20 protein-coding genes and 1 tRNA gene are annotated in these 23506 nt (G+C 72.8%); 16 read left to right on the forward strand and 5 right to left on the reverse strand.

What is annotated here, in order from left to right; translation table 11 throughout:
* Positions 1–12: 12 nt before the first annotated feature.
* The 5 genes from M8316_RS01135 to argS all read left to right on the forward strand — a co-directional run bounded on the left by M8316_RS01135 (position 13) and on the right by argS (position 9116).
* Positions 13–1320: a choice-of-anchor P family protein gene (locus tag M8316_RS01135; RefSeq protein ID WP_250051221.1), complete on the forward strand. Its 1308-nt coding sequence runs from the start codon at positions 13–15 to the stop codon at positions 1318–1320.
* 140 nt (positions 1321–1460) lie between these two features.
* The gene (locus tag M8316_RS01140; protein ID WP_250051223.1) at positions 1461–2234 is read left to right on the forward strand and encodes an IclR family transcriptional regulator; all 774 of its coding nucleotides are present in this window, start codon (positions 1461–1463) and stop codon (positions 2232–2234) included.
* Entirely contained in the window at positions 2231–3190 is a 960-nt protein-coding gene (locus M8316_RS20925) for a DMT family transporter (protein ID WP_250051225.1), read from the forward strand. The genes M8316_RS01140 and M8316_RS20925 overlap by 4 nt, the downstream gene beginning before the upstream one ends.
* 118 nt (positions 3191–3308) lie before the next feature.
* Complete coding sequence (locus tag M8316_RS01150) at positions 3309–6929, forward strand: (Fe-S)-binding protein (RefSeq protein WP_250051227.1); 3621 nt, start codon at positions 3309–3311, stop codon at positions 6927–6929.
* A 429-nt stretch (positions 6930–7358) separates the two neighbouring features.
* Positions 7359–9116, forward strand: coding sequence for an arginine--tRNA ligase (gene argS, locus M8316_RS01155; RefSeq protein ID WP_250051229.1), 1758 nt, complete (start codon positions 7359–7361; stop codon positions 9114–9116).
* Positions 9117–9180: 64 nt separating this feature from the next.
* Here argS and M8316_RS01160 read toward each other — a convergent pair whose 3' ends face one another.
* Together M8316_RS01160 and M8316_RS01165 are read right to left on the reverse strand one after the other, a co-directional pair.
* Complete coding sequence (locus tag M8316_RS01160; protein ID WP_250051231.1) at positions 9181–9435, reverse strand: hypothetical protein; 255 nt, start codon at positions 9433–9435, stop codon at positions 9181–9183.
* Between the two features lie 26 nt (positions 9436–9461).
* The gene (locus M8316_RS01165) at positions 9462–11186 is read right to left on the reverse strand and encodes a sodium:solute symporter family protein (RefSeq protein WP_250051579.1); all 1725 of its coding nucleotides are present in this window, start codon (positions 11184–11186) and stop codon (positions 9462–9464) included.
* Between the two features lie 274 nt (positions 11187–11460).
* On the opposite strand from M8316_RS01165, the gene M8316_RS01170 reads away from it, so the two are divergent.
* The 3 genes from M8316_RS01170 to M8316_RS01180 all read left to right on the forward strand — a co-directional run bounded on the left by M8316_RS01170 (position 11461) and on the right by M8316_RS01180 (position 13205).
* The gene (locus tag M8316_RS01170) at positions 11461–11997 is read left to right on the forward strand and encodes a toxin-antitoxin system HicB family antitoxin (protein WP_250051233.1); all 537 of its coding nucleotides are present in this window, start codon (positions 11461–11463) and stop codon (positions 11995–11997) included.
* 130 nt (positions 11998–12127) lie between these two features.
* A complete protein-coding gene (locus M8316_RS01175; RefSeq protein WP_250051236.1) occupies positions 12128–12964 on the forward strand; it encodes a DUF4097 family beta strand repeat-containing protein in 837 nt (278 codons plus the stop codon).
* A 64-nt stretch (positions 12965–13028) separates the two neighbouring features.
* A complete protein-coding gene (locus tag M8316_RS01180) occupies positions 13029–13205 on the forward strand; it encodes a hypothetical protein (protein WP_250051238.1) in 177 nt (58 codons plus the stop codon).
* 56 nt (positions 13206–13261) lie between these two features.
* Here the strand turns inward: M8316_RS01180 and M8316_RS01185 are convergent, their stop codons facing one another.
* Together M8316_RS01185 and dcd are read right to left on the reverse strand one after the other, a co-directional pair.
* Entirely contained in the window at positions 13262–14257 is a 996-nt protein-coding gene (locus M8316_RS01185) for a siderophore-interacting protein (RefSeq protein WP_250051240.1), read from the reverse strand.
* An 87-nt stretch (positions 14258–14344) separates the two neighbouring features.
* Positions 14345–14920 carry a dCTP deaminase gene (gene dcd / locus M8316_RS01190; RefSeq protein WP_250051242.1) on the reverse strand — a complete coding sequence of 192 codons (576 nt, stop codon included), beginning with the start codon at positions 14918–14920 and terminating at the stop codon, positions 14345–14347.
* 24 nt (positions 14921–14944) lie between these two features.
* On the opposite strand from dcd, the gene M8316_RS01195 reads away from it, so the two are divergent.
* The 7 genes from M8316_RS01195 (at position 14945) to M8316_RS01225 (ending at position 21775) form a co-directional block, all read left to right on the forward strand.
* A complete protein-coding gene (locus M8316_RS01195; RefSeq protein ID WP_250051244.1) occupies positions 14945–15754 on the forward strand; it encodes an SGNH/GDSL hydrolase family protein in 810 nt (269 codons plus the stop codon).
* Positions 15755–15785: 31 nt separating this feature from the next.
* Positions 15786–15861: transfer RNA gene (locus M8316_RS01200), tRNA-Gly, on the forward strand.
* Between the two features lie 884 nt (positions 15862–16745).
* Positions 16746–17174 carry a hypothetical protein gene (locus M8316_RS01205; protein ID WP_250051246.1) on the forward strand — a complete coding sequence of 143 codons (429 nt, stop codon included), beginning with the start codon at positions 16746–16748 and terminating at the stop codon, positions 17172–17174.
* A 52-nt stretch (positions 17175–17226) separates the two neighbouring features.
* A complete protein-coding gene (locus tag M8316_RS01210) occupies positions 17227–17859 on the forward strand; it encodes a DUF2461 domain-containing protein (RefSeq protein ID WP_250051249.1) in 633 nt (210 codons plus the stop codon).
* Positions 17860–17970: 111 nt separating this feature from the next.
* The gene (locus tag M8316_RS01215) at positions 17971–19116 is read left to right on the forward strand and encodes a hypothetical protein (protein ID WP_250051250.1); all 1146 of its coding nucleotides are present in this window, start codon (positions 17971–17973) and stop codon (positions 19114–19116) included.
* A gap of 113 nt (positions 19117–19229) precedes the next feature.
* The gene (locus M8316_RS01220; RefSeq protein WP_250051251.1) at positions 19230–19688 is read left to right on the forward strand and encodes an RrF2 family transcriptional regulator; all 459 of its coding nucleotides are present in this window, start codon (positions 19230–19232) and stop codon (positions 19686–19688) included.
* Between the two features lie 242 nt (positions 19689–19930).
* Positions 19931–21775: an acyl-CoA dehydrogenase gene (locus tag M8316_RS01225; RefSeq protein ID WP_250051252.1), complete on the forward strand. Its 1845-nt coding sequence runs from the start codon at positions 19931–19933 to the stop codon at positions 21773–21775.
* Positions 21776–21921: 146 nt separating this feature from the next.
* Here M8316_RS01225 and M8316_RS01230 read toward each other — a convergent pair whose 3' ends face one another.
* Entirely contained in the window at positions 21922–22809 is an 888-nt protein-coding gene (locus M8316_RS01230; protein WP_250051253.1) for an ArgP/LysG family DNA-binding transcriptional regulator, read from the reverse strand.
* Positions 22810–22878: 69 nt separating this feature from the next.
* Here M8316_RS01230 and M8316_RS01235 point away from each other — a divergent pair, with 69 nt between their 5' ends.
* Positions 22879–23490, forward strand: coding sequence for a LysE/ArgO family amino acid transporter (locus tag M8316_RS01235; protein ID WP_250051254.1), 612 nt, complete (start codon positions 22879–22881; stop codon positions 23488–23490).
* Positions 23491–23506 lie beyond the last annotated feature (16 nt).

Below are 23506 nucleotides of genomic sequence, written 5' to 3' on the forward strand. Positions count from 1 at the left end.
CGAGGAGAGCTCATGTCCCCCCATCACATGACCGCCCGTCGGCCCGTCCGTCTCAGCACCGTCGTCGCAGGGGTCGCCTCTGCCGCCCTGGGCGCCACGCTGGCCCTGGCTCCGACGTCCGCTCAGGCTCGCGTGGACGACGAAGGCACCCCCACCCCGTTCGCCATGAAGGCCAAGGGCTTCGGCACCACGGTCATCGGCGACCAGATCCCCGCCGACTCCCAGAAGACCGGACGCAGCGTCGTGTCCTGCACCTCGATGGCCGGTGTCGGCAACCGCAACTTCGTCGCCGAGGCCGAGCTGCCCGAGGACGTCGCCACCGTGCGCGGCGTCGCCTCCCACAGCCGCACCCTGCGCAAGCCCAAGAAGGGCATCGTCGCCACGGTCTCCCGCGAGCGCGTCGCCGAGGTGGTGCTCGCCCAGACCGAGCTGGGCACGCTCTCCATCCAGGGCCTGCGCTCCACCGCGACCGCCCAGCACGGCCCCGACGGCTTCCGGGCCATCACCGACAACCAGATCGGCCGGATCGTCCTGACCCCCGCCCTGGGCGACCCGGTCGAGATCGAGATCCCCGACGCCGACACCCCCATCACCATCCCGGGCCTGGCGACCATCGAGCTCGGCCGCAACGTCACCAAGCAGAGCAAGCGCGGTGCCTACGCCTACTCCGTGGCCGCCAAGATCACCGTGATCCCCACGGGCACCAAGGTCTTCGTCGGGCGCACCACCGCCCAGATGGACCGCGGCGTCATCAACGGCGTCTTCGAGGGCTCCGCGGCCGCGGTCAAGGCCAACGTCCTGGGCGACCTGCTCCAGGTCGGCCGAGCCGTCAACCAGGTGATGCCGTGCGCCGGCACCGAGGGCGAGGCCCAGAGCAACGCCGCCGCCGACACCACCGGGATGCTCCAGGCCCAGGGTCTCGACGTCGGCGCCGCGAAGGTCTGGCAGCGCGGTGACCAGAGCCGCCGCAAGACCGCCGGCATCGAGCGCAGCCAGATCGCCGACCTCACCCTCGGCCCGATCACCGTCGACGCCATCAAGGGCGCCGTCCGCGTCGCCCGTCTCGCCGACGGCACGCTCAAGCGCAGCGCCAGCACCAACGTCATCGGCTTCTCGATGGACGGTGAGCAGATGGCCCCCGAGGACCTGAACAACCAGGTCGTCGAGATCCCCGGCGGTCTGCTGAAGATCCAGACCAACGTCGTCAAGCGCTACCCCGGCGGCATCCGCCTGGTGCCGCTGCGACTCACGCTGCTCGACGGCACGGACGTCGACTCCGTGGTCGACCTGGGCTTCTCCCGCCTGGCCATCGTCGACTGACGCACCACCTCCACCGTCGAACCGGCTCCATCCCCCCTTTCCGCCGGTTCGCGGTCTCCCAGCAGGCCCGGTCCCCCACCCCCCGGGGACCGGGCCTGCGCCTGTCCGGACCTCCCCGTCCTCTCGGGCAGACTGGCCGCGTGCCCCAGGTCCCCGCTGCCACCCGGACGCTGCGGGTCCTGCGCTACCTGGCCACCCGCCCCGCGCCGGTGCCGCTGGCCGACATCGCCCGGGCGTGCGACCTGCCGCGCTCCTCGGCGTACCACCTGCTCACCGCCATGGCCGACGAGGGCTTCGTGACCCACCTGGCCGACGAGCACCGCTGGGGCCTCGGCGTGGCCGCCTTTGAGGTCGGCAGCGGCTACACCCGGCAGGAGCCGCTCCAGCGGATCGCCCGGCGACCGCTGGCCGCCCTCGTGGACGAGACCGGGCAGAGCGCGCACCTCGCGGTGCTGCACGGGCGGGACGTGCTCTACCTGCTGGAGGAGCGCGCGCCGGGGCGACCCCCGCTGGTCACCGACGTGGGCGTCCGGCTGCCGGCGCACCTGCCGGCCTCCGGCCGCGCTCTGCTCGCGGCGCTGCCGGCCGCGCAGGTACGGGCGCTCTACCCCGACCGCGACGCCTTCGTGGACCGCACCGGCTCCGGTCCCGCCTCCCCCGGGGCGCTGCGGGCGCTCCTGACCGACACCCGCGCCCGCGGCTGGGCCGAGGAGGAGGGCGAGGTGACCGCCGGGCTCGCCGGCGTCGCCGCGTCCGTGCTCGACCACAACGGCCTCCCGGTGGCCGCCATCGCGCTGACCTACCCGGCCGGCGAGGAGTCGGCCGCCGACCTGGCCGCCGGCGTGCTGCGGACCGCCCACCTGCTGACCCGTCGGCTCGGGGGCCGTCCGCCGACCCCGATACTGCCCGGGTGAGCTCCCCGCCCCGGTCCTCGGCCGGCCTCGTGCAGGTCTGCCTCGCCGGCGTGCTGTGGGGCACCGGCGGCCTCACCGTGACGCTCGTGCGCGAGCGGGTGCCGATGAACGTGGTGACCGCCAGCGCCTGGCGGCTCGCGCTGGCCGCCCTCGTCCTGCTGGTCGCGGTGGTGGCGGTGCGCCAGAGTGGTCAGCTGCTGCGCCTGCTGCGGGAGCGGCCGGGCGCGGTGGCCCTCGTGGGGCTCTCCACGACGCTCTACCAGACGCTCTACTTCGCGGCCGTCGTGCTCGCCGGGGTCTCGGTGGCCACGGTGATCAGCCTCGGGCTGGCTCCCGTGCTGCTCACGGTGGTCGAGGCGATCCGGCACCGGCGTCCGCCCGACCGCTGGGCGGTGGGCACGGTGACGGTGGCGCTGGTGGGCCTGCTGCTCGTCTCCACGACCGGGCACGGCGCCGCGGCTACCGAGGGCGGCGCGCGGGTCCTGGGGGTGCTGCTGGCGCTGGCCGCGGGCGCGGCCTACGCGTTCGCCACCGACCGCGCCGGCCTGCTGGCCGGGGCCGCCGCGCCGCTGCCGCTGACCACCGCGACGACCGGGATCGGTGCCGTCGTCCTCGTGCCCGTGGCGCTGCTGACGCCGGGCCCGCACCTGACCGGCGACCCGGGCGCCCTCGCGCTGCTGGTCTACCTGGGCGTGTTCACCATGGCGCTGTCCTACGCCCTGCTCTACGCGGGCCTGCGGACGACGACGGGGTCGGCGGCCGTGGTCGCGACCCTGCTCGAGCCCGTGACCGCCGCGGTGGCCGCCGCCCTGCTGCTCGGCGAGCGGCTGGGCCCGGCCGGCTGGGCGGGCACCGTGCTGGTGCTGCTGGCCGTGGCCGGGCTGGCCCGGGTGGAGCCACGCGCGCAGCCCGTCGCTCCCCCGCCGGGAGGCGACAGGGAAGTTACCGCCAAGTAGGATCTTCCCCACACGTCAGGGCCTGCCCTGTGGCCCGCGCCACGCCTAGGCTCCGACGAGCGCCCGTGTCCCCCGACGGACGTCGGGCGCGCACCGAGGAGACGAGGAGCACCGCTACATGCAGACCTTCGCCATCGTGGTCGCGCTGGCCCTGACCGTCGTGACCGTGGTCGTGGTCGCGCGCGCCGTGTCCCGGATGGTCGCCACCATCCGCATCGGCCAGGCCACCACCGGCCGCACCGACGAGCCCGGCAAGCGCACCGTGACCCTGCTGAAGGAGTCCGTGCTGCACACCCGGATGCTCCAGTGGCACTGGGTCGGCATCATGCACTGGTTCGTCTACCTCGGCTTCATCGTGCTCTCCGGCGCCGTGGCGACGGGCTTCGTGCAGCTCTTCGACCCGCACTTCGTGCTGCCCCTGATCGGGCACTTCTTCCTCTACGAGTGGCTCAACGAGGCCCTCGGCGTGCTGTCGACGATCGGCATCGTCTTCCTGATCGTCTACCGGCAGAAGCACCACCCGCGCAGCCTCGGCCGGCGTTCCCGGTTCTTCGGCTCGACCGCGTGGCAGGCCTACTTCGTCGAGGTCATGGCGCTGCTCGAGGGCGCCGCGATCCTGTTCATCCGCGGCGCCGAGTACAACCTCGGCCAGGCCCAGGGCGAGCACCTGGAGGACTTCAGCCACTTCCACTTCCCCGTCTCCTCCTACGTCGGCGACGCCCTCTTCGCCCAGGGCCCCGACGCCGTCGGGACGCTGGAGAACACCGTCATCGTCATCGCGCTGATCAAGGTCGTCCTGGCCCTGGTCTGGCTGCTGGTGATCGCCTCGAACCTGACGATGGGCGTGGCCTGGCACCGCTTCACCGCCTGGTTCAACATCTGGTTCAAGCGCGAGGCGGTCGGCCGCGACACCGACGGCGCCACCACCGCGCTGGGCGGCCTCAAGCCGATGACCGCGAACGGCAAGGCCCTGACCCTCGAGGACCTCGAGGAGATGGACGAGGAGACGGCGCTGGGCGTCGGCAAGGTCGAGGACTTCTCCTGGAAGGGCATCCTCGACTTCACCACCTGCACCGAGTGCGGCCGCTGCCAGAGCCAGTGCCCCGCCTGGAACACCGAGAAGCCGCTCTCGCCGAAGCTGTTCATCACCGCGATGCGCGACCACGCGTACGCGAAGGCGCCCTACCTGCTGGCGGACGAGTCCGAGCGCGAGGCCATGCTCGCCGCCGACCCGGAGCTCGCCCGCGAGGTCGAGAAGGCGCTCGTCGGCGAGACCGGCGGCACCTTCGAGGGCCACGAGACCTCCACCGACGGCGGCGACTGGTTCTACAACCCGCCCGGCATGGACGCGGTCATCGACCCCGAGGTGCTGTGGAACTGCACCTCCTGCGGCGCCTGCGTCCAGCAGTGCCCCGTCGACATCGAGCACGTCGACCACATCGTCGACATGCGCCGCTACCAGGTGCTGGTCGAGTCGAACTTCCCGCCTGAGCTCAACGGCCTCTTCAAGGGCCTCGAGGGCAAGGGCAACCCGTGGAACATGTCGGCCCAGGGCCGCCTGGACTGGGCCAAGGACCTCCCCTTCGACGTCCAGGTCGTCGGCGACACGATCGAGAGCCTGGACGAGGTCGACTGGCTGTTCTGGGTCGGCTGCGCCGGCGCCTACGAGGACCGCGCCAAGAAGACCACCCGCGCCGTGGCCGAGCTCCTCGACATGGCCGGCGTGTCCTTCGGCGTCCTCGGCAACGGCGAGACCTGCACCGGCGACCCGGCCCGCCGCGCCGGCAACGAGTTCGTCTTCCAGGGCCTGGCCGCCCAGAACGTGGAGACGTTCAAGGAGTACCGGGTGAAGAAGGTCGTCTCGACCTGCGCCCACTGCTTCAACACGCTGAAGAACGAGTACAAGGACTTCGGCATCGAGCTCGAGGTCGTCCACCACACGCAGCTGCTCAACCGCCTCGTGCGCGAGGGCAGGCTGACCCCCGTGGGTGGCGGCGCGGCCACGCAGAAGCGCTCGATCACCTACCACGACCCCTGCTACATCGGCCGCCACAACGGCGTCTACGAGCCCCCGCGCGAGCTGCTCCAGGTGCTGCCCGGCACCGAGCTTAAGGAGATGCCCCGCAACTCCGAGAAGTCCTTCTGCTGCGGCGCCGGTGGCGCCCGCATGTGGATGGAGGAGAAGACCGGCTCGCGGATCAACCTCAACCGCACCACCGAGGCCGTCGAGACCGGCGCCGACCAGATCGCCGTCGGCTGCCCGTTCTGCCGCGTGATGCTCTCCGACGGCCTCACCGCCAAGCAGGCCGCGGGCGAGGCGCGCGAGGAGGTCGAGGTCCTCGACGTCGCGCAGATGCTGCTCGCCTCGGTGAAGGGCGACGCCCCGGCCCCCGTCGCCGCTGCTGCCACCGCGGCCGCCCCTGCGGCGCCGGTGGAGGAGCGGGCCGAACCCGCTCCCGGCGACGTCACCGCGAGCGCGTCGACCGTCACCGAGACGCAGGACGTCGGCCCGGCCGCCAAGGCCTCGGGCGGGGACTCGCTCTTCGACGTGCCCGACGACGCCAGCTCGCTCTTCGACACCCCGGCGGACTCCGCTCCCCCGGCCCCGCCGACCGAGGACTCCGCTCCGGTGGTCGAGGACTCCGCTCCGGCGGTGGAGGACGCTGCGGAGACCGCGCCCCCGGTGGTCGAGGAGGTTGCGCAGCAACCGTCTCGAGACCACACGCCCCGCACCGACGTCGACATCGACGCGCTGGACTCCCTCTTCGACGTCGAGGCCCCCGAGCCCACCTCGGTCACCGCCGCCCCTGCCGCTCCGCCGGTCGAGGACTCGGCACCGTCGGCCGAACCGGTGGTCGAGGACTCGGCACCGTCGGCCGAACCGGTGGTCGAGGACTCGGCACCGTCGGCCGAACCGGTGGTCGAGGAGCGAGGAGCCCCGGCGACGAGCCACGAGACCCCCGCACCCGAGGCACCCACCTCCACCGAGGCCCACACTCCCCGCAGCGACGTCGACATCGACGCCCTGGACTCCCTCTTCGACGTCGAGGCCCCCGAGCCCACCTCGGTGGTCGAGGTGCGAGGAGCCCCGGCGACGAGCCACGAGACCCCCGCACCCGAGGCACCCACCCCGGCTGCCACCACGTCGACGCAGGCCCACACGCCCCACACCGACGTCGACATCGACGCACTGGACTCGCTCTTCGACGTCGAAGCCCCCGAGCCCACCTCGGTCACCGCCGCCGCGGCCGCTCCCGTCGCCCCGCCCGCCGAGGAGCCGACCCCGGCAGCCGAGGGCACGGCACCGGCGGTCGAGGACGCAGCACCGGTGGTCGAGGACTCCGCTCCGATGGTCGAGGAGGTTGCGCAGCAACCGTCGCGAGACCCGGAGCCCACCCCCGCCCCGGCGGCAACCACGGCTCCCACCTCGGTCGAGGCCCACACGCCCCACACCGGCGTCGACATCGACGCACTGGAGTCCCTCTTCGACGTCGAAGCCCCCGAGCCAACCACGGTCACCGCCGCCGCGGCCGCCCCTGTCGCCCCACCCGCCGAGGAGCCGACCCCGGCAGTCCAGGACACGGCAGCGCCGGTCGAGGACTCCGCTCCGCCGGCCGGAGACCCGGAGCCCACCCCGGCGTCCGAGCCCACCCCCGCGGCCCCGGTGGACGCCTCGGAGGCTCACCAGCCCCGCACGGACGTCGACATCGACGCCCTGGACTCGCTCTTCGACATCTGAGTCCCACCCCCGCACCGGCGGTGGCCCAGCAACCGATCTCTCCCGCAGATCGGTTGCCAGGCCACCGCCGGTCGCGTTCCGGCGCGATCAGCGGTGCGGAGGCAACCGAACCTGGCCACCATCCGGTTGCCAGCTCACCGCCCATCAAGCGGACGTCATCCATCTGAGGGGCACTGCGTCCGCTCCGTATGACGTCCCGAGGCAGTGGCGCGAGCGAACCTGGCGCAGGCATACTCACGCCCATGCTGATCCGCTGCGAGCGACGTCGGATGCGCCTGTGGGCGCCGTCCGGTCACTCGCCCGTGCTCGGCTGACGCTCCCGCAGGCGCGCCCCGCGCCCTCGGCACCGCTGCGCCCCGCGCCGGTGCCCTCCCCGGCGCGCCGGCCCCTCCGCACCAGGTCGCCGCGCCCCCAGCATCGGAGACCCGCGTGAGCACCACCCTGGCCGACCTCACCAGCACCCTCGACGCACGGTTGCGTGCCGCCGTCCACCTCGCCCTGGCCGGCACGACGTCACAAGACGTGGACGACGACCCCCAGCTGCGCCGCGCCACCCGGCCGGAGCACGGCCACCTCCAGACCAACCTCGCCCTGAGGCTGGCCGCGACCACCGGCGGCAAGCCTCGGGACGTCGCCACCGCCCTGCTCGCCCACCTCGACGTCGCCGACCTGGCCGACGTCGAGGTCGCGGGGCCGGGGTTCCTCAACCTCCGCTGGCGCCCCGAGGTGCTGGCCCGCCTCGTCACCACGCTGCTGACCGACGAGCACCTGGGTGTCCCGCGCCCGCAGCACCCGAGGCGGGTGGTCGTCGACCACTCCTCGCCGAACGTCGCCAAGCAGATGCACGTCGGCCACCTGCGCTCGACGGTCATCGGGGACGCGCTCGCCCGCGTGCTGGCTTTCGCCGGCCACGACGTCGTCCGGCAGAACCACCTCGGCGACTGGGGCACGCAGTTCGGGATGCTCGGCGAGCAGGTCGAGGCGGAGCACCTCGACGTCGGGGCCCTCGACCTCGCCGCCCTCGACGCTCTCTACCGGCGTGCCCGGGCACACTTCGAGACCGACCCTGCCTTCGCCGAGGCGGCCCGGCGCAGGGTGGTCGCGCTGCAGTCCGGCGACGAGGCGACGCTCACGGCGTGGCAGTCGCTGGTGGCGGTGTCGGTCGAGGCGTTCGACGCGCTCTACTCACGGTTGGGCGTCGGGCTGACGCACGAGCACGTCGCCGGCGAGAGCAGCTACAACGCAGCGCTGCCGGGCGTCGTGTCCGACCTGCAGGACGCCGGCCTGGTCACCGAGTCCGACGGTGCGCTGTGCGCCTACCTCGACGGGTTCACCGCGCGGGACGGCAGTCTGCTGCCGATGCTCGTCCGCAAGGCCGACGGCGGGTTCGGCTACGACGCGACCGACCTGGCCGCGCTGCGGCACCGGGTCGCTCCCGTGGCCGAGGGTGGCCTGGGCGCCGACCAGGTCGTCTACGTCGTGGACGCCAGGCAGTCGCTGCACTTCGAGCAGGTCCTCGCGCTCGCGCGGTCCGCGGGCTGGCTGCCGGACGGCGTGCAGACGCAGCACGTCGCGTTCGGCACGGTGCTCGGCGAGGACGGTCGCCCGTTCAAGACACGCAGCGGCGAGACCGTGTCTCTGGACTCCCTGCTCGACGACGCCGAGGCCGCCGCCCGCGCCGCCGAGTGGGGCGGGTCGATGCCGGCCGAGGAGCGCGACGCCGTCGCACGGGCCGTCGGGGTGGGCGCGGTGAAGTACGCCGACCTCTCGCACGGGCGGACGCGGGACTACCGGTTCTCGCTGGCCCGGATGGTGGCGATGGACGGCAACACGGGGCCGTACCTGCAGTACGCGCACGCCCGGCTCTGCTCGCTGCTGGCCCGCGCGGGCGACCCTGCGGCTCCGGCTGCACGGCCGCCCGCGCACCCGGCGGAGGAACGGCTGGCCCTGGCGCTGGCGGCCTTCCCGGGAGCCGTGACGACGGTGGCCGAGACCCTGGAGCCGCACCACCTCTGCGCCGCGCTGCACGACGTGGCGGTGGCGCTCTCCCGGTTCTACGAGGCGTGCCCGGTGCTGCGGGCCGAGGGCGAGGAGCGGGAGGGTCGGCTCGCGCTGGCCGCGGCCACGCGCAGCGTCCTGGCCACCGGCCTGGGCCTGCTGGGCATCGAGGCCCCCGAGCGCATGTAGCCACCAGGCACGCAGCAGGGCCCGCCCGGAGAGTCCCCGGGCGGGCCCCGCACGACGCGACGCGTCAGTCGGTGGTCTCGGGCACCTTCACGGGCCGCAGCCGCGACCAGGCGATGAAGACGATCCCGACGACCAGCATGACGAGACCGGCCCACAGGTTGGCGTTGGGGCCGCCGGTCTTGTCGGTCTCCGGGTCACCGAAGATCCCCATGAGCACCAGGATCACGCCGTAGATGCCCAGCAGCGCGCCGATGATGTTGCGGATGTCGAAGACACCGGCGTTGTGGGTCTGCTTGTTCTGCACCTCGTTGGCAGGCATGGCTCACTCCCTTCCGTGAGTGCGCGTCAGAACGCGACGTTGAGGACGATGACGATGACCAGGGCGACGCCGGCGAGCGGCAGGGTGCGCTGGTACCAGGGCAGGGTCTTCTCCGCCTCGTCCACCAGGTCCTCCTTGGGCGTCTCGCTGTAGACGAGGCCCCGCAGCTCGGAGGCGGGCTTCGGCGTCGTGACCAGCGAGATGATCACCGAGAGCACGATGTCGACCACGAAGGCCGCGCCGGCGGCCACGAAGGACGCGCCCTGGCCCGAGAGCGGCAGCACGCCGATCGAGATCGCCCCGAGCGTCCCGTCGGAGAGGAACGCCACGAGCACCGCCGAGAGCGTGCCGGCGATGAGGCCGATCCACGCGGCGGTCGGGGTCATCCGCTTCCAGAACATGCCGAGGATGAAGGTGGCGAACAGCGGGGCGTTGAAGAACCCGAACAGCGTCTGGAGGTAGTCCATGATGTTGGAGAACCCGGACGCCAGCAGCGCGGTGAACAGGGCGACGACGGTCGCGCCGACGGTCGCCCAGCGGCCGATCCGCAGGTAGTACCCGTCCTCGCGGTCCTTCTTCACGTACCGCTCCCACAGGTCGAAGGAGAAGACCGTGTTGAAGGCGGAGATGTTGGCTGCCATGCCCGCCATGAACGCGGCGAGCAGACCGGCGATGGCGACGCCGAGCAGGCCGTTGGGAAGAAGGTCGCGCATCAGGTAGATCAGCGCGTCGTTGTAGTCGACGGTGCCGCCGGCACCACCGGTGACGTCCTCGCCCGCCTTGGTCCGGGCGATCTCGGAGACCATGACGGCGGCGATCATGCCGGGCACGATGGTGATGAACGGGACGAACATCTTCGGGAAGGCGCCGATGATCGGCGTCTTGCGCGCGGCCGAGATCGAGCTGGTCGCCATCGCGCGCTGGACCTCGACGAAGTTGGTCGTCCAGTAGCCGAAGGAGAGCACGAAGCCGAGGCCGAAGACGATGCCGACGACCGAGAGGAAGTCGGAGGAGAACCCGGTCAGGGCGGTGCCGGGCCACGAGCTCAGCTGCTGGGCGGCGCTGGGCCCGTCCGGGTTGCTCGCGGCGGCGGACGCGATCTGCTCCTTCAGGCCGCTCCAGCCACCGATCTTGTGCAGGCCGAGCAGCGTCAGCGGCAGCAGCGCCGCGACGATCACGAAGAACTGCAGCACCTCGTTGTAGATCGCGGCCGAGAGCCCGCCGAGGGTGATGTAGGAGAGCACGATGACCGCGGCGACCACGAGCGCGAGGTAGAGGTTCCAGCCGAGCAGGGCCTGGATGATCGTGCCGAGCAGGTACAGGTTCACGCCGGCGATCAGCAGCTGCGCGACCGCGAAGGACAGCGAGTTCACCAGGTGCGCGCCGGTGCCGAAGCGCCGGTACATGAACTCGGGCACCGAGCGGACCTTGGAGCCGTAGTAGAAGGGCATCATCACGACGCCCAGGAACAGCATCGCGGGGATCGCGCCGACCCAGAAGTAGTGGACGGCGGGCAGGCCGAACTGGGCACCGTTGGCGGACATGCCCATGATCTCGACGGCGCCGAGGTTCGCCGAGACGAACGCGAGGCCGGTGACCCACGCGGGCAGCGAGCGGCCCGAGAGGAAGAAGTCCACCGAGTCGGAGACCTGGCGACGCGCCACGATGCCGATCCCGAGGACGAACACGAAGTACAGAGCGATGATCAGGTAGTCGACGACGTGCGCCGAGATGATCGTGTCACTGGCCAGGACCGGGGGTGCCCCGATCGTCAGGCTGTGGGGCCACGTCATGAGCGGGCCTTCCTTTCTTGGGCGTCTTTGCCGCTCGCGTGCCGTCTCACCCGGCACGCGTTCGTTGCGCAGGGCAACCGAGACACCGTAAGTCCGCCGCCGGTGAGCGGCGTCACCCGCCCGGGCGGGAACTCCTCACCCACCCCCGACGACATCCGCGTGACACCACGCAGACGCCACGGCGACACCATTAACTCTTGCAGTGACGTCAGAGTGGTGTCATAGTGGCGTCATGGACATGACGCCGTACCTCGAGGGCCTCCGCCGGGACCTGCGCGCCGCCACCGACGCCTCCGCCCCGGAGGTCGCCGCCGCGGCCGAGCGCCTCGCCGCGGCGATCGAGCCCGCGGCCCGCCTGGCCCTCATGGAGGCCATCTCCCACGCCACCGCCGAGATCACCTCGGCCATGGCGAGCGGCAGCGTGGAGGTGCGGCTCGACGGCCGCGACCTCGACTTCGTGGTGGACGCCGGCCTGCCGGCCGCACCCGCACCGCCGCCCGCCCCCGCGGCACCCGAGCCCGCGGAGCCCGAGGACGACTCGGTCACCCGCATCACCCTGCGGCTCCCGGAGTCGGTGAAGACCCGCGCCGAGGAGCTCGCCGCCCAGGCCGGCACCTCGCTCAACACCTGGCTCGTCACCGCGGTCCGCCAGGCCACGCTCACCGGCCAGGGCTCCGGCGACGACGGCACCCGCGTGACCTTCGACGTCAACCTGCCCTTCGGCGGCGGCGGTCGCAGTCGCGGACGCCGGCAGTCCGGCTGGGTCTGAGCCGCCGGCCCCACCCCCAGCGCCCACCCGTCCGACCGCAGCCGCGCGCTGCGGCCGCGGACACGCACACCCTCGACCACCCCATTAGCCAGGCAGCCCGGCAGCCCCGCCGCACGGAGGAGAACCACCGATGACCGACACCCCGCTGCACCGCGAGCTCGACACCCCCGGCCCGCTCGACCTGCTCGTCGAGCTCGGCCGCGGCTCCCTCACCGTCACCCTCGTCGAGGCCGGCGGCACGACGCTGGACGTGCGCGGCAAGGACGCCGAGCGCGTCACCGTCGACCACGACGGCGACCGGCTGCGCGTGGCCTCGCCCCGCGGCGGCCTGTTCAGCAGCGACCCCCGGCTCGACGTCGACCTCGTCGTCCCGGCCGGCAGCCGCCTCGACCTGCGCACCGGTTCCGCCGACGTCCGCGTCTCCGGGCGCTACGGGGACGCCGTCGTGCGCACCGGGTCCGGCGACGTCGACCTCGACGAGGCGTCCGCGGACACGACGCTGACCACCGGCTCCGGCGACACCCACGCCCGGCTCGTCACCGGCGCCACCGACGTCCGCACCGGGTCCGGCCAGGTCGACCTCGAGCACCTCGCCGCCCCCGCGACCATCTCCACCGGCTCGGGCGACGTCCGCGTCGGGGAGGCCACGGCGGCGGCCGAGCTGCGGATCAAGACCGGCTCCGGCGACGTGCGGCTCGGCGACGTCGCCTGCGACCTCTCCTTCACCAGCGGCTCGGGCGACCTCGTGGCCGCGCGCGTCCAGCGGGGGGTCCTGACGGTGCGCGGGGCCTCCTGCGACGTGCGCCTCGGCGTGCCCGCCGGCGTCCCGGTGTGGACCGACGTCAACAGCGTCTCCGGCGACTTCAGCTCCACCCTCGCGCCCGTCGGTCCGCCCGCCGACGGACAGGACCACGTCGCCCTGCGGGCCACCACGGTCAGCGGAGACATCGCCCTGCACCCCGCCTGAGCCCGAGATCCCCGCACCCGACCACCCAGGTCACCACTCACAGCCACAGCCACAGGAGCCAGCCATGCCCGAGAACCCCTACCTCGTTGAGACCGCCGCCCGCCAGCAGCGCGAGGCCCGCCTCGCCCGTGCCCAGTCCCGTGCCCAGTCCCGTGCCCGCGTGCGCGGCGAGCGCACCACGCCGGGGCGTCACCGCCTCGCCACGGGCCTGCGCGGCCTGGCCGACCGGCTCGACGGCTGAGCCGACCCGAGCCGAGGGACTGAGCCCGAGCCGAGAGACCAAGCCGACGGGCGCACTCAGCCCCGCATCGCCACGCCCTCGCGCCAGTACCCCATGAACGCGACCTGGCGACGGTCCAGCCCGAGGTCCTTCACCAGCGCCCGGCGCAGGCCGGTGACCATGCGGGACTCGCCGGCGATCCAGGCGTAGAGGTCGTCGAGGCCGGTCTCGCCCGACGGCGCGACGACCTGGTCGACGGCCTCGCCGGAGGAGGAGAACTGCGAGGTCTCCCAGACGTTGTCCTCCACGTCGCCGGCGTCCAGCACCGCACCGGCCGCCGCCGCGTCCCGGGCCTCGAGCCCGTGGCCGAGCCGGGCCAGCACCTCCGCGTGCAGGCGCTCGCCGACGCGGTGCCCGTCGCGCGGGAGCCAGACCAGCTCCACGCCCGCCGGCGCCGCCACGTCCTGCGCGTCGCGGCCGTCGGGCACCTCGAGCACGGCCACGCCGGTGGCGTCGTCCGGCAGCAGCTCCAGGGTCGCGAGGACGGCGGGCACAGCCGTCTCGTCACCGGCGAGCAGGAGCCGCGCCGCGGTGCCGGGGTCGAACTCGATGCCGCCGGTGTGGTGGCCGCGACGGGGCCCGACGATCGCGACCCGCGACCCCTCGCGCGCCTCGGCCGCCCACCGGGAGCCGGGGCCCGCCTCGCCGTGGCCGTCGGTGCCGTGGACGACGAGGTCGACCACGAGCCGGGTGTCGGCGCCGGAGCCGCGCAGGGCCCGCACGGTGTAGGTGCGCATGTACCCGCGCTCCCGCTCCGGCAGCGCCGACCAGGCGGCGTACCAGCCGTGGGCGGGTTCCTCGCCCGTGGCGGAGAACTGAGGCATCGGGCCGTCGGGATGCGGGAAGACGAGCTTGATCCGCTGGTCGTAGAGCGGGCCGCCGGTGCCGAACTCGGCCAGGTCGGGCGAGGCCAGCTCGACCCGCACGAACGACGGCGTCAGCCGGTCGGCGCGGGTCACCACGCACTCGGTGATGAGGAAGGGCAGCTGGTCGGTCTCGGGCGCAGCGGTCACGTCGGCCTCTCGGCTCGGGGAAGGTACCCCACCATGCAGTGAGGTAAGGCTTACCTTAGCCGACGGTCCGCAAGTGCCCCAGCCGGGTCAGATCTGCGTGCGGTGGAAGTTCTGGAACGACCGCGACGGCGTCGGGCCGCGCTGCCCCTGGTAGCGCGAGCCGTACTTCGCCGACCCGTACGGGTGCTCCGAGGGCGAGGAGAGCCGGAAGAAGCAGAACTGACCGATCTTCATGCCCGGGTACAGCTTGATCGGCAGGGTCGCGACGTTCGCCAGCTCCAACGTGACGTGACCGGAGAAGCCCGGGTCCACGAAACCCGCCGTGGCGTGGGTCAGCAGGCCCAGCCGCCCCAGCGACGACTTCCCCTCCACGCGCGCGGCCACGTCGTCCGGCAGCGTCACCACCTCGTAGGTGGAGCCCAGCACGAACTCGCCGGGGTGCAGGATGAACGGCTCGTCGCCGTCCGGCTCCACCACCCGCGTGAGGTCCGACTGGTCCAGCGCGGGGTCGATGTCGGGGTACTTGTGGTTCTCGAACACCCGGAAGTACCGGTCGAGACGGACGTCCACCGACGACGGCTGCATCATCTGCGGGTCGAAGGGGTCCAGCGCGATCCGGCCGGCGTCGAGCTCGGCGGAGATGTCCCGGTCGGAGAGCAGCACGGGCGGGAGCCTAGCGTGGACCCCGTGACACACACCGCGGCGTTCCAGCGATACGTGGCCATCGGCGACTCCTTCACCGAGGGCGTCGGCGACCCCGACCCCACCCGGCCCAACGGCGTGCGCGGCTGGGCGGACCGCGTCGCCGAGCACCTCCAGGCCCACGCGGACGAGGCGGGGCAGCCCTTCGGGTACGCCAACCTGGCCATCCGCGGCCGCAAGCTCCGACCCATCCTCGCCGAGCAGGTCGACCCCGCCCTCGCGCTCGAGCCCGACGTCGTCACCGTCTACGCCGGCGCCAACGACATCCTCCGCCCCAACGTCGACCTCGACGCGCTCGTCGGCGACTACCGCACCGCCCTCACCCGGATCGCCGCCTCCGGCGCGCGCCTGCTCGTGTGGACCGCCTTCGACCCCGGCGGCTCCGCCACCTACCGCATGCTCCGCGGACGCTTCGCCCTCTACAACGAGCTCGTCCGCGAGGTCGTCGACGACCTCGCCGCCGAGCACGACGCCCAGGTCGTCGACTACTGGCGGATGCGCGAGTACCGCGACTGGGGCTACTGGGACGAGGACCGCATGCACATGGGCACCCCCGGCCACGACCTCATGGCCACCCGCGTCCTCGACACCCTCGGCGTCCCCCACGAGCGACCCGTCCCCAGCCCCGTCGAGCGCCCCGCCCTCCCCCGCCGCGAGCAGCTGCGCCACGACGCCGACTGGCTGCGCCACCAGGCCGCCCCCTGGGTGCACCGCCGCCTCACCGGCCGCTCCTCCGGCGACGGCCTCGACGCCCGCTGGCCCACCCTGACCCGGATGCCGCAGGCCGACGCCTGATCGACTACGCTGCAAGCGGCCTCACGGCCACGCGGATGTAGCTCAGTTGGTAGAGCGCGACCTTCCCAAGGTCGATGTCGCGAGTTCGAGTCTCGTCATCCGCTCCAGCTCCCAGGGTCGCGCTCCAGAGCGCGACCCTGAGACATTTCCGGGCAAGGTCGATGTCGCGAGTTCGAGTCTCGTCATCCGCTCCAGCTCCCAGGGTCGCGCTCCAGAGCGCGACCCTGAGACATTTCCGGGCAAGGTCGATGTCGCGAGTTCGAGTCTCGTCATCCGCTCCAGCTCCCAGGGTCGCGCTCCAGAGCGCGACCCTGAGACATTTCCGGGCAAGGTCGATGTCGCGAGTTCGAGTCTCGTCATCCGCTCCAGCTCCCAGGGTCGCGCTCCAGAGCGCGACCCTGAGACATTTCCGGGCAAGGTCGATGTCGCGAGTTCGAGTCTCGTCATCCGCTCCATATCGTTCGGTCGCCTCCGGCGACATGTCGCCGGGCTCATACCCCCGTTCTTCGCTCGTCGGCTCGGCACGCGCGTTCGCTGCGCTCACGGCCCGCACCTCGCCTCCGTCACTGCAGAACGGGCGTCGCCCGACGACGCTTCGTGCGGCTGCGAGGGCCGGGACTTCAGGGGTTCCGGCTGAGCCTCGATCCCGTCGTCCACCAACCCCGACCCCCCTCCCGGTATCGCGCGGCACCAGGACGGCCGTTCGTGACGTCGCGTCGGGGACGACACGCCACCGCTCCAGACCAGTGCACGGGTGATCCCCGACCTCACATACCGACGGAATGCTCGGACGTCGCTCGGACAGCCGTCCGAGCCGCCGCACGCCTGAACCGGCGCAATTGCGACAGGGCAGCCCTGCACACGGCCGGCCCAGACCCCCACTCATCTGACATCTCTGCAGGTCAGGTGCCAGTGATTGACACGTGTCCGGGATTGTCCGATGGGCCACCTGCCGCTCAGCCGACCGGCGGGATCTCTTAACCTTGGCTCCATGACCAGTGTTCTCGGGAACCACTTCCTCGGCGACCTCGGGCCCGTCCTCGAGGACCAGGTGCACGACCTGCTGTGCACCCACTTCGACGGCGTCGGCCTCTTCAACGGCGGCTGGACCGTCGAGGACGGCGACAACGGCGTCCTCGTGTGGGTGGAGCGTCTGGGCGACACCACCCTCATCGAGCTGGAGGCCCCGGCCTTCGCCGGCCTGCGCTGCGCCACCTCGCTGATCGAGGAGGCCCTGCGCTCCACCGGCCGCACGATCGGCAACGGCGGGCTGCTCGTGGAGAAGACCCCCGACGGTCGCTCCAACGTCGCCATGACCACGCACCTGGCCGCGGACCCGCTCGACGCCCCGGCCCTCGTCGCCGCGGTCGCGCGCATCCTCGACGACGTCGCCTCGCTGAAGCACGCCGCCGCGGCCTGACCGGGCCCACGGGCCTGACCGGGTGGGGCCGGCCCGTCTAGGGTCGGCACTCGTGGACTTCACCGGCTTCCCCGTCGCGGCGCTCGACTTCTACGACGACCTCGAGGTCGACAACACCAAGTCGTTCTGGGAGGCGCACAAGCACGTCTACGCGGAGTCGGTGAAGGCTCCGATGACGGCGCTGTGCGCCGCCCTGGAGCCCGAGTTCGGCAAGGCGAAGATCTTCCGGCCGTACCGCGACGTGCGGTTCAGCAAGGACAAGACGCCCTACAAGACCCACCAGGGCGCCTACGTGGCCGTCGCCCCGGCGACCGGGTGGTACGTGGAGATCTCCCCCCGCGGCCTGCGCACCGGCGCCGGCTTCTACGAGGCCTCCGGGCCCCGACTGGCCGCGTTCCGCGAGGCCGTGGCCCACGAGCTCTACGGCCCCGAGCTCGAGTCGCTCGTCACCGGGCTCGAGGCCGAGGGCTTCGAGACCGGCGGGGACCGCCTCAAGACCTCCCCGCGCGGCTTCGACGCCGACCACCCGCGGATCGAGCTGCTCCGGCACAAGTCGCTGACGCTGGGGCACCTGGTGGGCTTCGAGCCCGTCATCCACACCGCGGACGCCCTGGAGATCGTGCGGGACGACTGGCGCCGGCTCAGCCCGTTCATCGACTGGGTCCGCCGCCACGTCCAGGACTGACCGCTGCCGCGGAAGAAGCTCCGCCCGACGTCGTCCACCGTTCACCACGCCTCCACCGAGGCGTCGCGAGCGCGCCGTCGTGACGTCGGCGCGCGCTGCGAACCTGCCGCCATGGCCAAGCGCAGGTTCGTGATCCAGGTCGGCCTCCACCACGCCGGGGCCGGCACCCTCGGTGAGGCGCTCGCCGCGAGCGCCGAGACCCTGGCCGAGCACGGCGTGCACGTGCCCGCCCGCTCGCGCGAGGACGCCCGGGACGCGGCGCTGGAGCTGCGCCGCCTGCACCGGGCGCACGGTCGCCGCCGCAAGGACCTGGAGGGCAGCTGGGCCCGGCTGTGCCGGCGCGCCCGCAAGCCGTCCTCGGCGGTGCCGGGCGCGGTGGTGGTCGCCGAGGACCTGCTCGCCGGCGCCGGCGCAGACCAGATCGACCTGCTGCTCGACTCCCTCGCCGGTTTCGAGGTGCACGTCGTGGTGACCGCGGCCGACCCCTCCCACCAGCTGGTGCGCTCGTGGGTGCAGGCGGTGCGGGACGGCTCCTCGCTGACGCTGCCACGCTACGCCCGCCGCGTCCTCGCCACCGACTCCGAGCACGACGAGGCGCTCGCGTTCCACGCCGAGCAGGACCTGCCCGAGGTCCTCGACCGCTGGGCGAGCGAGGTCGGGCGCGCGGACCGCGTGCACGTCGTCGTCCCGGACGCCGGCCAGGACGCCGCGTCCGCCTCGTGGGCCGTGGTCGCGCGGCTGGTGGGCGTCGACCCCGTCGCGGTGCCGCTCGACCTCGAGGGCGAGCCCGAGCCCGACCTCGCCGGCCTCGCCGTGCTGCGCGAGGTCAACGAGGCCGTGGACGGCCGCACCGACGCCGCCACCCGTCGCGCCACCGCGCTGACCAGCATCCTCACCCCCGCGGGCGGCGACGCCCCCGCCGACGTCGACGACCTGCTGGCGCTGCTGCCCGAGACCATGCTCGCCGACCTGGAGCAGCGCGGCCGCCTGTGGGCCAAGGCCGTGCAGGACGGCGGGCACAGCGTCACCGGCGACCCCGAGCGACTGGTCCCCGCCCTGCCGGCCACCGCCACCCCGGCGGAGCCGGACGTGGAGCACCGCCTCCAGGTGGCCACCGACGCGCTGGCCGACCTGCTGGTCGACGTCGCCCGGCTGCGCGAGCAGGTCGGCGACCTCGAGCACCGCAACGCCCGCCTGGAGAGCAAGCTGGAGAAGAAGAAGCGCAAGCTGCGCGACCGGCTGGCCGAGGCCGGCTGAGGCGTCGGCCGGCGCGCACCCGACACCCGGCGGACGTCACCGGGCTCACGTCCGGGCCGGGGCGAGGCGAGTAAGTCGACCGACTCGGTCGACTGGTCTGGAATGATGGTCCCGTGCGCGTCTCTGCCAAGTCCGACTACGCCCTCCGGGCGCTCGTCGAGATGGCCGCGCGCAGCGAGGGCAAGGCCGTCAGCGCCGACGAGCTGGGGAGGCTCCAGGAGATCCCCCGGCAGTTCCTCCAGGCCATCCTCGCCGACCTGCGCCGGGCCGGCATCGTGCTCTCCCAGCGGGGCCAGTCCGGCGGCTGGCGGCTGGCCCGCCCGGCCACCGACGTCTCGGTCGCCGACGTGATCAGGGCCGTCGACGGCCCCCTGGTCAGCGTCTACGGGCTGCGCCCGGAGGCGGTGGAGTACAACGACTCCGCCGAGGTGCTCCAGCACGTGTGGATCGCCGCCCGCCGCAGCCTGCGTGCGGTGTTCGAGCAGGTCAGCATCCAGGCCCTGGCCGATCGCGACCTGCCGCCCGAGGTCGTGGCCGCCACCGAGGACGAGGACGCCTGGCAGCCGCACTGACGGCCGCCGTCCGCTCCTGCCCCTCCCGGGCGTCGCCCCACCCCTCACCACCGTTCAGCGCACGGTCGTGGAGGGGTGCTTGTGGTCCACGTTACCCACGGGTATCCTCCAAGTTACCGGTGAGTAGAACACCGGGCTGCGTGCCGGACGAGAGCGCGTGGCACCCCACGCCGTCCGAGGCCGCAGCCTCGTGGGCACACGTCCCCCGCAACGCACGACCGCACGAACCCGGAAGGTGGGCCATGAGCCACTACCAGAGCAACCTGCGCGACATCGAGTTCAACCTCTTCGAGCTGTTCAAGCGCGACGAGGTCCTGGGCACCGGCCCGTTCGCCGAGGTCGACGCCGACACCGCCCGCGAGGTGCTCGCCGAGGTCGACCGCATCGCCCGCGAGGACCTCGCGGCCTCCTACGTCGACTCCGACCGCAACCCGCCGGTCTTCGACCCGACCGCCTCCACCGCGCCGGTGCCGGCCTCCTTCAAGGCCAGCTACGACGCCTGGATGGAGTCGGAGTTCTGGCGCCTGCAGATCCCCGAGGCACTCGGCGGCACCCCCGCCCCGTCCACCCTGAACTGGGCGATCGCCGAGATGGTGCTCGGCTCGAACGCGCCGGTGTGGATGTACGCCGCCGGCCCGTCGTTCGCCTCCGTCGTGGAGCGCAACGGCAACGAGCGCGACAAGCGCATCGCCGAGCTGATGGTCGAGAAGGGCTGGGGCGCCACGATGGTGCTCACCGAGCCCGACGCCGGCTCCGACGTGGGCGCCGGCCGCACCAAGGCCACCCAGCAGGCCGACGGCTCCTGGCACATCGAGGGCGTCAAGCGCTTCATCACCTCGGCCGAGTCCGACCTGCAGGACAACATCATGCACCTGGTGCTCGCCCGCCCCGTGGGCGTCGAGGGCCACGGCGGCCCCGGCACCAAGGGCCTCTCCCTGTTCCTCGTGCCGAAGTACCACTTCGACCACTCCACCGGTGAGCTCACCGGTGAGCGCAACGGCGTCTACGTCACCAACGTCGAGCACAAGATGGGCATCAAGGTGTCCAACACCTGCGAGCTCACCTTCGGCGAGAAGCACCCGGCCCAGGGCTGGCTGCTCGGCGAGGTGCACAACGGCATCGCGCAGATGTTCCAGGTCATCGAGAACGCCCGGATGATGGTCGGCACCAAGGCCATCGCCACGCTGTCGACCGGCTACCTGAACGCGCTGGAGTACGCGAAGTCCCGCGTCCAGGGTGCCGACCTGACCCAGTCCGGCGACAAGACCGCGCCGCGCGTCACCATCACCCACCACCCCGACGTGCGCCGCTCGCTGATGACCCAGAAGTCGTTCGCCGAGGGCATGCGCTCGCTGGTGATGTACGCCGCCTCCTGGCAGGACCGCGTGATGGTGGCCCAGCACGCCGGCGAGGAGGACAAGCTGGCCGAGGCCGTCAACGACCTGCTGCTCCCGATCGTCAAGGGCTACGGCTCCGAGCGCTCGTGGGTGCTGCTGGGCACCGAGTCGCTGCAGACCTTCGGCGGCTCCGGCTTCCTGCAGGAGTACCCGATCGAGCAGTACGTCCGCGACGCCAAGATCGACACGCTCTACGAGGGCACCACGGCGATCCAGGGCCAGGACTTCTTCTTCCGCAAGATCGTCAAGGACCAGGGCACCGCGCTCGGCCACGTCGCCGAGGAGATCAAGGGCTTCCTCGCCTCCGAGGCCGGCAACGGCCGCCTCAAGGAGGAGCGCGAGCTGCTCGGCCGTGCGCTCGAGGACGCCAACGCCATGGTCGGCCTCATGATCAACGACCTGATGAGCGCGCAGGAGGAGGTCCGCAACCTCTACAAGGTCGGCCTCAACACCTCCCGCCTGCTCATGGCCCTGGGCGACGTCGTCACCGCCTGGCTGCTGCTGCGCGGCGCCGAGGTGGCCCTGACCAAGCTCGGCGGCGACGCCGGCAAGGACCAGGCCTTCTACGAGGGCAAGGTCGCCTCGGCCAAGTTCTTCTGCCACGAGGTGCTCCCGAGCATCCGCGCCGAGCTCAAGAAGGCCCAGACCGTCGACCTCGACCTCATGGACCTCGACGAGGCCGCGTTCTGACGCACCCCTGACTCCTCACCCGCCCGTGATCGGGTGAGGACGCTCCACCCGACGGCCCGCCGGACACCACGTCCGGCGGGCCGTCGTCGTTCGTCGGGCCTCGGTCTCGCGACGGTCGCAGCGCGACCTCCTCGACCAGCGGCGCCTCACGGCCGCAGCACCCTGGCGGCGTCCCGGACGGCGGCGCTCAGCCGGTCCAGCAGCGCGGAGTCGAGCCGCCACCGCTGCCAGTGCAGGTCCACGTCGAGAGGCCGGACGGCGGGGTGCGGCAGCGGCACCAGCACGTCGGTGCCGAGCGCGGGGTCGTCGGCCTGCGGCTCGGGCAGCATCCCCCAGCCCAGGCCCACCCGCAGGGCGGCGACGTAGTCGGTCGAGGTCGGCACCTCGTGCACGGCCGCGGCGGGGGCGACCCCCAGGCGCGCGAGCAGGTCGGACTGGAGGCCGTCCTTGCCGTTGAACCGCACCAGCGGCAGCCGGGCCCAGTCGACCGCGCCGTCCGGGCCCGTGCAGCGGGCCAGCAGCGCGGGGTGGACGACGGGCAGGTACCGCATCGCCCCGAGCCGCTCGGTCGAGCAGCCCTGCACGGCGACCGGCTCGTCGGTGACCGCCGCCAGGGCGCGCCCGGAGCGCAACAGGTCGGCCGAGAACGCCTGGTCCTCCACGTGCAGCCGCAGCTCCACGTCGTCCCAGGCCGCGGCGGTGGCGAGCACGCCGTGGAACCAGGTGGCCAGCGAGTCAGCGTTGATCGCCACGCTCAGGCGGGTGCGGCCGGCCGCTCCCGGGTCCAGGACGGCGGCGGCCTCGGCGTCGAGCAGGGCGTGGGCGCGCCCGAGGCGGACCAGCACGCTGCCGGCGTCCGTGGCCTCGCAGGGGCTGGCGCGGCGCACCAGCACCTGGCCGACGCTCGACTCCAGGGCGCGGACCCGCTGGCTCAGCGCCGACGGGGTCACGTGCAGGGCGCGAGCCGCCGCCTCGAAGGTGCCGTGGTCGACCACCGCGACGAGCGCTTCGAGGTGGTGGGCCGGGTACTGCATGAAGTCACGCTAAGGCATCCGTAGATTCCTTCGCTGGTCTTCACGTTCCTGCGCCCCGAGAGTGGAGCCGTGGACCTCCTCGCCCTCGCCGCCGGCCTGCTCGCCGGCCTCTCGCTCATCGTCGCCATCGGCTCGCAGAACGCGTTCGTGCTCCGGCAGGGGCTGCGTCGCGAGCACGTGGGCGCGGTGGTGGTCATCTGCACGCTCTCCGACGTGGTGCTGATCCTCGCGGGCGTGGGCGGGGTGGGCGCTCTGGTGTCAGCGGTGCCGTGGCTGATCACGCTCATCCGCTGGCTCGGCGTCGCCTTCCTGGTCGGGTACGCCCTGCTCTCGTTCCGACGGGCGTGGGCGGGCGGGGAGGCCCTGGCCGCGGGCTCGGGCGTCGGGGCCACGCTGTCGGCCGTCGTCGTCCAGGCACTGGCGCTGACCTGGCTGAACCCGCACGTCTACCTCGACACCGTGCTGCTGCTCGGCTCGCTGGCCAGCAGCCACGGCCACCCCGGTCGCTGGTGGTTCGCCGGCGGCGCGATGGTCGGCTCCGCGATCTGGTTCACCGGCCTGGGCTACGGCGCCCGCTTCGCCGGCCGGCTGTTCGCCCGCCCGGTCGCCTGGCGCGTGCTCGACACCGTCATCGGGCTCACCATGCTCGCCATCGCCGCCTCCCTGGCCCTGGGTGCATGACCCCCCCCACAGCCGA

Source organism: Nocardioides bruguierae (genome assembly GCF_023554635.1).
Classification (GTDB): domain Bacteria; phylum Actinomycetota; class Actinomycetes; order Propionibacteriales; family Nocardioidaceae; genus Nocardioides; species Nocardioides bruguierae.

Bases quoted from the DNA above. Each gene is read 5' to 3' on its own strand.
- M8316_RS01225 (WP_250051252.1), top strand. From the start codon at position 19,931: ATGAGCCACTACCAGAGCAACCTGCGCGACATCGAGTTCAACCTCTTC.
- M8316_RS01215 (WP_250051250.1), top strand. From the start codon at position 17,971: ATGGCCAAGCGCAGGTTCGTGATCCAGGTCGGCCTCCACCACGCCGGG.
- M8316_RS01170 (WP_250051233.1), top strand. From the start codon at position 11,461: ATGGACATGACGCCGTACCTCGAGGGCCTCCGCCGGGACCTGCGCGCC.
- M8316_RS01150 (WP_250051227.1), top strand. From the start codon at position 3,309: ATGCAGACCTTCGCCATCGTGGTCGCGCTGGCCCTGACCGTCGTGACC.
- M8316_RS01135 (WP_250051221.1), top strand. From the start codon at position 13: ATGTCCCCCCATCACATGACCGCCCGTCGGCCCGTCCGTCTCAGCACC.
- M8316_RS01175 (WP_250051236.1), top strand. From the start codon at position 12,128: ATGACCGACACCCCGCTGCACCGCGAGCTCGACACCCCCGGCCCGCTC.
- M8316_RS01160 (WP_250051231.1), bottom strand. From the start codon at position 9,435: ATGCCTGCCAACGAGGTGCAGAACAAGCAGACCCACAACGCCGGTGTC.
- M8316_RS01230 (WP_250051253.1), bottom strand. From the start codon at position 22,809: ATGCAGTACCCGGCCCACCACCTCGAAGCGCTCGTCGCGGTGGTCGAC.
- M8316_RS01205 (WP_250051246.1), top strand. From the start codon at position 16,746: ATGACCAGTGTTCTCGGGAACCACTTCCTCGGCGACCTCGGGCCCGTC.
- M8316_RS01180 (WP_250051238.1), top strand. From the start codon at position 13,029: ATGCCCGAGAACCCCTACCTCGTTGAGACCGCCGCCCGCCAGCAGCGC.